Source organism: Streptomyces sp. MnatMP-M17 (assembly GCF_900091995.1).
Taxonomy (GTDB): Bacteria; Actinomycetota; Actinomycetes; order Streptomycetales; family Streptomycetaceae; genus Streptomyces.
The window spans coordinates 1-10391 of sequence record NZ_FMDK01000306.1 but is presented as its reverse complement, the minus strand read 5'-3'; the positions used below and the strand labels follow the sequence as shown (position 1 = coordinate 10391).

Genomic DNA, 10391 nt, shown 5'->3' with positions numbered 1-10391 from the left:
CCCACCGCTCCGAGCGCCAGTCCGGTGGCCCCGGCGGCGCTCGCGGTGCCGATCAGCCGCCGCCGGGAAATACCGGCCGGCGCGGCGCCGTCCGTCCGCAGCCGGTCGTCGTCCGGGGCGTCCCGGGCCTCCTCCCGAGGATCCTGGGCGGTCCGCGCGGCCCGAGTGCTGCGGTCGTTCCGGTCGTTCCGGTTGTCGTGGTCCTGCCGGGTCTCGCTCACGATGGGTCAGCCGATCTTCACGTTCTTGTCGACAGTTGTCTGGTCGATGTCGGAGGTCCGTACGGTCACCTGGAGCTGCCACTCGCCGGGCATCGGGATCTGTACGCCGTCCGCGCTCCAGTGTCCGGGAGCGAAACGGTCGGGGACGATCGGCAGCGGGCCGATCTGCTCCGCCGTGAGCGTGAAGGCGGCCTTCACCTCGGGCACATCCAGGGGCTTTCCGTCGGCGCCGTCGACATAGATGTGCATCACATTGGCGCCGGAGCGGCCGGGGTCGAGAGTCAGCCGGATGGTGCCCTTGCCGTTCCGGCCGCCGGTGTCGAAGGGCATACGGATATTGACGGGACCCGCGCTCGCGGGAGCCTCGGCCACGGCGCCGCCGGTGCGGCTCGCTTCCAGCTCGGCGGTACGGCCCGGCTCGGTGGACGTCAGTACGGTCGTGACGGCGAGGAGCACCACGGCGACTCCGGCCTCGGCCAGTACGGAGCGGCGCAGTCCGGTTCGCGCCGGATCGGCGTCGCGGAGGCGCTTCTGGCGTGCGCTCGCCAGTGCGGCTCTTTGCCGGGCGAGTTGGGTAGCTCTCTGACTGTCATCAACTACAGCCGTCGCGGTGACGGTGTCGGAACCGGTTCTCCCCCCGGCCTCCGGTTCCGCCTCCACCTCGGCTTCCGCCTTGATCCCGGTGTCCGCCTCGATATCAGTGTCCGCCTCCGCCGCGGTCTCCAACTGCCCGTCCACCGCCGTCTCTTCCGCCAGCCGTCCCGTCCACCGCCGTGAGAACCAAGCGATTGCGACCAGCACAGCCACGAGTCCGACCTTGACCAACAGGAGCTGTCCATATGACGTTTCCCAGAGCGTCGGCCATGATCCGACCTGACGCCAGGACTGGTAGAGCCCGGTCGCGGCGAGCACCACGACGCTGAGAAAGGCGGTGCGGGAGAAGCGCCCTACCGCCGTGCTGTCGATGGAGGGTGCCCGGTAGAGGGCGACGAGCAGCGCCGTGAGCCCGCCGAGCCAGACCGCCACCGCCAGCAGATGCAGGACGTCCACCGGCATGGCGAGACCGGTCTGTATCCCGGTCGAGGCGTGTTCGGACAGCGCCCAGGTGGCGGCGATCCCGGCCGCGACGACCGATCCGCCCATGGCGAGCCCGAAGGTGAGGTCCTTCCGCTCCTTGCTCTCCTCCTCGTCACGGGGCGACTCCCTCTTGGCGTACGCGCCGAAGAGGACGGCGACAAAGAGCGCCGCCGCGCCGAGGAGCAGCAGCCGGGAGACGAGCGCCGCTCCGGTCTTGGTGGCCAGGACGTCCTGGAGCCCGTCGAGATCGAAGGCGTCGCCCAGTTCGCCGGAGCCGGTGTACGGATTGCGCAGAAGCAGCAGGACGAGTGTGGCGGCGGTGAGGGCGAGCCAGCCCTGGACGACAAGCCGTTGCAGTGGCCGTACGGACGCACCGCGCTGCCAGCAGCCGAGTACGAAGGCGGCGCCGCCGACGAGCAGGATGAAACCGGCGTACGAGACATAGCGTGCCGCGCCGTACAGCGTGCCGACCAGTCCGCCGCCCGCCTCCTCGGTGGGCACGGTGGCGGTGGTCTCGGAGGGCGCTCCGATGGAGAAGGTGAAGGCGCCGGAGACGGGATGGCTGTCGGCGGAGACGGCCTGCCAGGCGACGGTGTAGGTGCCGTCGGGCAGTCCGGGACGCAGGTCGACGCCGTACCGCACGGCGCCCGCCTCGCTCAGATCGCGGATCTTGCCCGTGTCCGCGCGTTTGCTGGTGGGATCGAGTACACGGATGGAGTTGTCGCCCATGGCGATCTGTTCGGAGAAGGTGAGGGTGATGTCCTTGGGAGCGGAAGCGACCACCGCCCCGTCCTCGGGGCTGCTCCCGGTCAGCGCGGCATGCGCCGACGCCGTGCCGGAGAGCACGGTGAAGACGGTGCCGAGCAGCACCGTGGTGATGAGCAGCAGGCGCATCAGGAGTGCTTGCCCGGGTGCTTGCCCGAAGCGCGGGGCGATGGCTGTCATGGCGTTTCAGTCCCTCATTGCTGGGCCGGGTTGTAGGTGGTCTCCTTCACGGGAAGTTCGACCGCGATGGGATCGCCCTTCTCGAAGTGCAGTTCGATGTTGACGTTCTCCCCCTGCTGGGGGCGGCGCTTGATGTCCATGAACATGATGTGGCTGCCGCCGCGTTCGAGATCCAGCTCGCCGCCGGCCGGGATGTCGAAGGACGTCACCTCCATCATTTTCTGGTTCTCGGTCTTGTGGATGGTGATGTCGTCTGAGAGGTCGCCGGTGACGGAGGTGAGCTTGTCGGCGCCGCCGCCTCTGTTGGTGATGACGAGAAAGCCGGCCGCGAGGTCGCTGACGGGCTGGGGCATATAGGCACTGCTGACGGACAGTTCGGGCTGCTCGGACGAGCCGCCGCCGGAGGAACAGCCGGTCAGTGCCAACGTGGCCGTGAGACCGATGGCGACTGCGAGTCCGCGTGCGGGTGCGGCTGCGAGCGGTGTGTGGCGGTTCACGGGGTCTCGCCCTTGATGATCTTCGGCAGATCCTTGGCGTAGTCGTCCGCGGAGGTGTCCTCGCCGTAGAGGACATAGCCGGCGTCGGTCTTCGGCGAGAAGGCGATGACCTGCGCGCCGTGCATGGACACCACGCTGCCGTCCTTCTCCTTCGTCGCCGGGTCGATACCGATGCCCAGCTGACGGGCGCCCGCCTGGATCGTCGGGAAGTCACCGGTGAGTCCGACGAAGGACGGGTCGCCCGCGCTCGGCAGCCACTTGGCGAGTTCGGCGGAGGTGTCACGCTCGGGATCGGTGGTGACGAAGACGACCTGGAGCTTGTCCTGGTCGGCCTGGGGAAGCGACTTCCTGGCGATGGCGATATTGCTCATCGTCAGCGGGCAGACGTCCGGGCAGTTGGTGTAGCCGAAGTAGATCAGCGTCGGCTTGCCCTTGGTCCGCTCGCGGAAGTCGTAGTCCTTGCCCTTGGTGTCCTTGAGGACGAGGTTCGGCTTCTCGAAGGGCTGATCGAGCACCGTCGCCGCTTTGGTCTTCTCCTGGACGGAGACATCGGCGATCGATTTCGTGGAGTCGTCGCCGCTGCCGCAGGCGGTCAGGGCGAGCGCCGCGGCCACCGCGAGGGCGGCGGCCGAGGACAGGGTTTTCTTGCGCATGAAGGGAGTTCCTGGTCGTGGAGTACGGGCACCGGGCACACGGGGCCGGGGAGTTCCGGCCTCGCGTGCCTCGGATGCCTCGGATACATGGAGCCTGACGCGTCAGCCGTGCTGCGGCCGTATGTCAGGCAGCAGTTGGGCTACGGGTCGGGCCGCGGTCGGGCGGTGCGTCAGGCTGTACGACGCCGGCCGGCCAGGACACCGAAGGCCACGCCGGCGACACCGACGACAATGCCGACGATGCCCAGGACGCGGGCGGTGGTGTCGCTGCTGTCGGCGGAGGCCGTCTCGGTCTTCGCGCCGTCGGCCGCGCTCGCGGTCTTCGTGTCGTCGTGGTCCGAGGCTGTCTTGGCGCCGGCCTGGTCCGCCGTACCGCCGTGTTCGTCGCCCGTGGCCGCGGTGAGCTTCAGGACGGGCGCGGGGCTCTCGGGCTCCGCCGCGCCTTCCTTGGGCTCCTCGATCCAGCGGACGACGTCCTTGTTGTCGTACGTCTGGATGGCCTTGAACACCAGTTGGTCGGCGTCCTCGGGAAGCTGTCCGACGGAGAGGGGGAACTGCTGGAACTGCCCGGGGCCGATCTTGCCGCCGTCCGCGGTCCAGGTGACCTTGGAGACCGCCTCGGTGATCGTGTTGCCGTGCATCTCCAGCGGCTTGGCGAGCTTGCTCTTGGTGACATCGATCTTCCAGCCGGGCACGGGCTGCGGCATCACGGACGCCAGCGGGTGGTCGGTGGGGAAGTTCACCTCGACCTTGGTGGTGGAGGCGTTGTCGCGCTCGTTGGGGACCTTGAAGTTGATCGTGGCATAGCCGCCCTTGGCGGCCGGGCCCTGCGGCTGGACGCTGACATGCGCCGAGGCGGGGCCCGCCAGCAGCAGAAGAGCGGTCGCGGCCATACCGCCGGCGACGGAGAGGCGAGTGAGGTTCTTGGCCGCGGATCCTGAGGAGGAGGCGGAGAACGTTGAGAACACGGAACACTCCACGGTGTGGGGAGAGAAGATGATCGGGCGGCGCGACATCACTCCCGTCCTGCACGGCCGCAGAGACGTACGGACGTAGCAGCATGAGCACGTAAGCGCGTAACCACACAAGAACGCGTGGATGTGCGGACGTGCCGGAGTGCGGACGTGCCGGAGTGGGAAATGTCGGGTCAGGCTGCGAGAGCGAGGACCGCCGGAGGGCCGCGCCTGATCACCGTGTGCTGGAGTGTCTCCCCGGCAGGCACCGGAAGAGTGGCGTACGAGATACGCGGAGCGCGTGTCTCCGGAGTGTGCGCGCCGGTCAGCCCGGCGCGCAGGGCCCGTACGAGCGCGAGGGCCGCACGCAGGGCGCGCAGCGTCGCACTCTCCGTCACCTCACTGATCCCGTGCGCCGAGAGCTGAGTGAGCCGCAGCAGCGCGAGATCTCCGCGGCGCAGCACCCAGCCCATCGCGAGGGCGACCAGCAGATGCCCGAGCACCATCGGCAGGGAGGGCAGCAGCCCGTCGGCGGAGGTCTGTACGGAGTGTCCGGCCGCCGAACCGGAGGCTGAACCGGAAGCCGAGGACGAGCCTGCGGCTCCGATCGCGCCCATCAGATGCTGATGGGCGCCCGCCATCGACGCCATCGCCCCGGAGCCCGTAGCCGCGGCTCCATCCGCAGCCGCCGCGGCACCCGTGCCCATGCCCATGCCCGAACCCGCCGGGTTGAGCCCCGCGTTGGCCACGATCCGCTGTGCGTCGACCGTGCTCAGCGAGGCCGGGCCCGCTCCGCAGACCAGTTTCGCGGCCAGTCTGATCAGCGCGTCATCGGTTCCGGCCGGCACCGTGAGATGCCGCTGACCGATGCCGAACAGACCGTGCAGAGCGAGCTGCCCAGCCGTCAGGGCCACCACGATGGACGGTGTCGAACGCGCGCGTCCCGCCAGCGGAGCCGCGACGGCGAAGACCGCCAGAAAGCTGAGGAGCAGAGTCCACCAGGGGACCGGGGCGCAGGAGGCCAGCACATGTCCGGTCGCCGACAGCACGACACAGACCGCGGTGAACACCGCGGCCCTCAGCAGCCGCGGAGCGGCTCCGGCGCGTACGAGACGAGCAGACATGGCCGGGTCATCATCGCACTGCGCCTCCGGCCGCCGTAGGGCAGGTCCGGAAGGTCGCTCTCCGCCCCATACGCGCCGCCCTATACACCGCCATGCGCCGCGTTCGCGTCGGCCGAATGAGGGTTATCACGTCAACCGCGCGCTTACGGGCTCCCACGGAGGGCAAATGGAGGGCAATACGTATCGGTATGTCGAGCCGCAGCCAGAAAGGCTGGAGCATGAGCATCTGGTGGTCTCTCCACTTGCGGCGCGAAGCCGCGAGCGTTCCGCTCGCCCGTCATCTTCTGCTCGGCGCCATGGAGACCGCGGGGGTCGATCCCGAGGTCTCCTTCGATCTCTCGGTCGCCCTCAGCGAAGCCTGTGCGAACGCCGTCGAGCACGGCGGTACGGGTGAGGACGGCGGCGACGGCGGTGACAGCGGGGACGGACGTTCCGCCCGATCGCCCGGGGCATACCGGGTGACCGCGTATCTGGACGGCGAGCGTTGCCGTATCGAAGTGGCCGATTCCGGCCCCGGTTTCTCCACCCGACGAGTGGTGCGCCGCCCTGTGCCACCGCCCGCTCCCACCGCCGAGAGCGGCAGAGGGCTGGGTCTGATCGAACAGCTCGCCGATCATGTGTATTTCCGCAATAAACCCGGGCACGGCGCGGTGGTCAGCTTCGACAAGATCCTCAAGTGGCGGGAGGACGCCCTGCTCAGAGCCATGTGAGCCCGAGCAGCGCGCCCTCCGTCATACCTGCTTCAGCCGTCAGGCCTGCTGCCCCAGCCGTCAGGCCTGCTTGAGGCCCGCCATCCAGGCCTCCACCTCGTCGGCCCGGCGCGGCAGCGCCGCCGACAGATTCCGGTTCCCGTCCTCCGTGACGAGGATGTCGTCCTCGATCCGGACACCGATACCGCGGTACTCCTCGGGCACGGTCAGATCATCGGCCTGGAAGTAGAGCCCCGGCTCGACCGTGAGGCACATCCCCGGCTCCAGCGTCCCGTCCACGTACACCTCCCGGCGCGCGGCAGCGCAGTCGTGCACATCCAGACCGAGCATGTGGCCCGTGCCGTGCAGCGTCCAGCGGCGCTGGAGGCCCAACTCCAGGACCTTCTCGACCGGCCCTTCGAGCAGGCCCCACTCCACGAGCTTCTCGGCGAGGACACGCTGCGAGGCGTCGTGGAAGTCGCGGTACTTGGCGCCGGGCTTCACCGCCGCGATACCGGCCTCCTGGGACTCGTACACCGCGTCGTAGATCTTCCGCTGGAGCTCGCTGTAGCGCCCGTTGATCGGCAGCGTGCGCGTGACATCGGCCGTGTAGAGGGTGTGCGTCTCCACACCGGCGTCGAGCAGCAGCAGATCGCCGGAGCGTACGTCGCCGTCGTTGCGCACCCAGTGCAGGGTGGTGGCATGCGGTCCCGCCGCGCAGATCGAGCCGTAACCGATGTCGTTGCCCTCGACGCGGGCGCGCAGGAAGAATGTTCCTTCGATATAGCGCTCGCTGGTCGCCTCCGCCTTGTCGAGGATCTTCACGACGTCCTCGAAGCCGCGCACGGTGGAGTCGACGGCCTTCTGGAGCTCGCCGATCTCGAAGTCGTCCTTCACGGCGCGCGCCTCGGAGAGATAGATGCGCAGCTCCTCGTCGCGCTCCGCGGTCACCTTGTCGGTCAGCGCGGCCTCGATGGAGGCGTCGTGCCCACGGACGTTACGGACCGGGCCCGTCGCCTCCTTGAGGACGGCCACCACCTTCCGTACGTCCTTGGCCGGGATGCCCAGCAACTGCTCGGCCTCGGCGAGGGAGTGCCGGCGGCCGACCCACAGCTCGCCCTGGCCGTCGAGCCAGAACTCACCGTTCTCCCGGTTGGAGCGCGGCAGCAGATAGACCGTCGCGTCGTGCCCGCCGTCCTTCGGCTCCAGTACGAGAACACCGTCGTGGGTCTGGTCGCCGGTGAGATACGTGTACTCGGTCGAGGCGCGGAAGGCGTACTCGGTGTCGTTGGACCTGGTCCTGAGGTTGCCCGCGGGGATCACCAGGCGCTCGCCGGGGAAGCGCGCGGAGAGCGCGGCGCGGCGCGCGGCGGTGTGGGACGCCTGTGCGATCGGCTCCAGACCGTGCAGCTCGGTGTCGGCCCAGCCGGACTTCATGATTTCTGCGAGCTCTTCGGACACGCCCGGGTTCAAACCGTTCTTCCTTGTCTTGATCGGTTCTTCTTCGGTCTCCGGGATCTCCGGTTCCGGGGTTTCCGGGGTCTCCTGGGCGAGCTCGTCAGCCACGTCTTCTCCTCATAAGGTCATGAATCCAGAACATCCTTCCCATCGTATGTGTGAGGGGAAGGCCGCCCGGTGTCCCTGTGCGGAATCCATCGGCACCGGATAAGACCGGATAAGACCGGGCGAGACCGAGTGAGAACCGGGTGAGACCGGGGGTGAGACCGGGCGAGATCAGTCGAACCGGGCGGCGAGCAGCACCACGTCCTCGGCGCTGTCGGGATTCCACGCGCCTTCGGCGTTTCTGCCGCCCGGACCGCCCGGACCGCCCGGACCGTCAGGCCCGTCCGGCAGTACGGTCCGCAGTACGTGGTCGGCGACCGCTCCCGGATCGTTCCTGGCGGACGGAGGAATGCTCGCCGCCGCTCCGTGCAGCCGCGCGTAGGCCCGGTCCATGGGGTCGCCGGTGCGCCGCAGCAGTCCGTCCGTATAGAGCAGCACCGTTTCGCCGGGCGCGGGCCACAGCTCCACGCTGGGCGCCTCCCAGCAGGCGAGCATCCCGAGCGGCGCGGACAGGGACGTCTCGACGAACTCGGTACGCCGGTCGCCGACGATCAGCGGCGGCGCGTGTCCGGCCCCGGCCAGCAGGATCTTGCCCTGGGCCGGTTCGGCGTACGCGAAGAGGGCCGTGGCCGTACGCGCGGGCTCGGTCAGCCGCAGCAGCAGCTCCAGATCGGAGAGTACGGCGACCGGATCCTCGCCCTCCATCACGGCGTACGCGCGCAGCGACGCGCGCAGCTGTCCCATCGCGGCCACCGCGCCGGGCCCGGAGCCGCTCACCGAGCCGACGGACAGGCTCACGGCGCCCTCGGGCAGCGGGAGCGCGTCGTACCAGTCACCGCCGCCGTACGGGCCTGTGCGATGGCGCGCGGCGAGCTGGAGGCCGGGGATCCGTGGGAGCCGGCTGGGGAGCAGTTCCTCGGCGATGGTGGCCACGCGGGTACGGGCGCGCTCCAGCTCCAGCAACCGGGAGAGATGCCGGCTCGCATACCGCGTGTAGAGACCGACGAGATGGCGCTGGCGTTCCACCGGTTCGGCGGGTTCGTCGTACAACCAGATAGCGGCCCCGAGCCGCCCGGACACGGCGTTGGACACCGTGCTGGATACCGGACCGGACGTGGCGCCGCCGGACGCGAGACCGGACGCGGCACCCGTATGGGCTTCCGTACCGGCGACCAGCGGTACCGCGTAGCTGGCGCCGTATCCGAGCCGTACCGCGACCTCGCGCTGACGCGGGTCCAGTTCCGTGTCCCGGAGCAGATCGGGAGAGGCCACCGGCTCGGTCCGCGCGGGAGGACCGTCCAGGAGCCGGCCGTACGAGGAGGCGCGGCGCGGCACGGTCTCCAGATGGCCGAGATCGGCATGCGTGAGCCCGAGTCCAAGGGTGGTGCCGGGGCCCAGACCGTCGGCCGGTTCGAGTACGACCAGCCCTCGGCGGGCGCCGACGAGGGCGGCTCCGGCGCGCAGCAGTTCCTTGAGCGCGCTGTCCAGTGAGCCGGTTCCGGCCAGACGTTCGGTGAGTTCGTGCAGGGTGGTCAGATCGGAGACCCAGCCGGCCAGCCGGTCCCGGATCAGCGCGCCGGGCGCGGCGGGAAGGTCGTCCAAGGGCGGGCCAGTGTGCGCGGGGGCCGGAACCGTGGAATCGATTCCAGCCACTTTCGGCATGTTCGGGGCGCTCATGGCAGTCGGCTTTCCGACGGGTGCGTTTCACTCAATAGCATCGCAAACCCCTAGGTCATTCCGCGCGGCTACCCATGTATCCACATGTACACGTACAACTAAGGCAATGTCCAGCATTGTCCGGGCGGAACGGCCGGTGTCCTGAGACGTTCAAGTTGGCAGAAAAATTACCCCCCTGACCAGGTTTTGCGATCGACTGAGGGCGCTCAACAGGGGGTCCTTCAGGGATGAGTTCGAGTTCGGCCCGGTTGGAGCGTCATTCCGAACGTGATGGGTACGTAAACGGTGACGGACAGGGGCAGTTGGGACCGCCCCGGAACCTGGCGGCAGGACCGGGCGTCTTAACCGCCGTAGGTCACACCTCATCCCCCGGAGTGGCGAGAAAAGCACAGCGGGACAGAGCGGGACAGTAAGCGCCATGCGCACGCCACCCCTCGCCACATGCTCAACGAAGACAGTCCGTGCCCGGCCCAGGAATGGCGTGATGCGCCCGCGGGTGGGGAGGGGCTGTCCGTGCCTCAGGTACGGGGCGGCCATGCGTCGAAAGTGCGCGCGGTTACTACGCACAGTGATACGCACGGTGAAGTGATGCACACACATGGTGTCAGTGTCATGTGGACCTCGGCGTTCAACGGAAAGGAACGAGCGCTCATGCGCGAGATCCTCGGAAGGCGACGCAGGCTCCGGCTCCGGCGCAAGGGGGGGCCTGCCCAACTCGACGCGGCGCTCGTCTGCGCCACCGCGTGGAGATGGCCCGTACTCCCGGGCGCCGGTCTCACGGCGGCCGGCGGACGCGGGACACGCGGACTTGGCTGCGCCTGCCCCGACCTCGAGTGCGCCGTACCCGGCGCGCACCCCTTCGATCCCGGCCTGCTCGCGGCGACCACCGACGAGCGCATGGTGCGCTGGTGGTGGCGGAACCGGCCCACGGCCCCGATCGTGCTGGCCACCGGCGGCGGCGCGCCCTGCGCGGTGAGCCTGCCGGCCGTCGC

Annotated in this window: 9 protein-coding genes and 1 pseudogene; 2 read left to right on the top strand and 8 right to left on the bottom strand. The window is 69.2% G+C overall.

Annotated elements, in window-relative coordinates:
• From GA0115259_RS14375 to GA0115259_RS14350, 6 genes and pseudogenes are all read right to left on the bottom strand, one after another.
• Positions 1-221: pseudogene (locus GA0115259_RS14375) on the bottom strand (hypothetical protein); the annotation flags it as partial.
• 6 nt (positions 222-227) lie between these two features.
• The gene (locus GA0115259_RS14370) at positions 228-2243 is read right to left on the bottom strand and encodes a copper resistance protein CopC (RefSeq protein ID WP_093596167.1); all 2016 of its coding nucleotides are present in this window, start codon (positions 2241-2243) and stop codon (positions 228-230) included.
• A gap of 14 nt (positions 2244-2257) precedes the next feature.
• The gene (locus GA0115259_RS14365; protein WP_093596164.1) at positions 2258-2740 is read right to left on the bottom strand and encodes a copper chaperone PCu(A)C; all 483 of its coding nucleotides are present in this window, start codon (positions 2738-2740) and stop codon (positions 2258-2260) included.
• Positions 2737-3393 (bottom strand): SCO family protein, encoded by a 657-nt coding sequence (locus GA0115259_RS14360; RefSeq protein ID WP_093596161.1) that lies wholly within the window; start codon positions 3391-3393, stop codon positions 2737-2739. The genes GA0115259_RS14365 and GA0115259_RS14360 overlap by 4 nt, the downstream gene beginning before the upstream one ends.
• Positions 3394-3563: 170 nt before the next feature.
• Complete coding sequence (locus GA0115259_RS14355) at positions 3564-4286, bottom strand: YcnI family protein (protein ID WP_237539997.1); 723 nt, start codon at positions 4284-4286, stop codon at positions 3564-3566.
• A gap of 254 nt (positions 4287-4540) precedes the next feature.
• Positions 4541-5470: a hypothetical protein gene (locus GA0115259_RS14350; RefSeq protein ID WP_176732547.1), complete on the bottom strand. Its 930-nt coding sequence runs from the start codon at positions 5468-5470 to the stop codon at positions 4541-4543.
• A gap of 218 nt (positions 5471-5688) precedes the next feature.
• Here GA0115259_RS14350 and GA0115259_RS14345 point away from each other — a divergent pair, with 218 nt between their 5' ends.
• Positions 5689-6180, top strand: a complete 492-nt coding sequence (locus GA0115259_RS14345; RefSeq protein ID WP_093596170.1) for an ATP-binding protein — start codon at positions 5689-5691, stop codon at positions 6178-6180.
• Positions 6181-6240: 60 nt separating this feature from the next.
• Here the strand turns inward: GA0115259_RS14345 and GA0115259_RS14340 are convergent, their stop codons facing one another.
• Positions 6241-7725, bottom strand: coding sequence for an aminopeptidase P family protein (locus tag GA0115259_RS14340; protein WP_093596155.1), 1485 nt, complete (start codon positions 7723-7725; stop codon positions 6241-6243).
• Positions 7726-7893: 168 nt separating this feature from the next.
• The gene (locus tag GA0115259_RS14335; protein WP_093596152.1) at positions 7894-9399 is read right to left on the bottom strand and encodes a PP2C family protein-serine/threonine phosphatase; all 1506 of its coding nucleotides are present in this window, start codon (positions 9397-9399) and stop codon (positions 7894-7896) included.
• Positions 9400-10050: 651 nt separating this feature from the next.
• Here GA0115259_RS14335 and GA0115259_RS14330 point away from each other — a divergent pair.
• The coding region (locus GA0115259_RS14330; protein ID WP_176732546.1) for a bifunctional DNA primase/polymerase at positions 10051-10391 on the top strand (341 nt) is incomplete at its 3' end.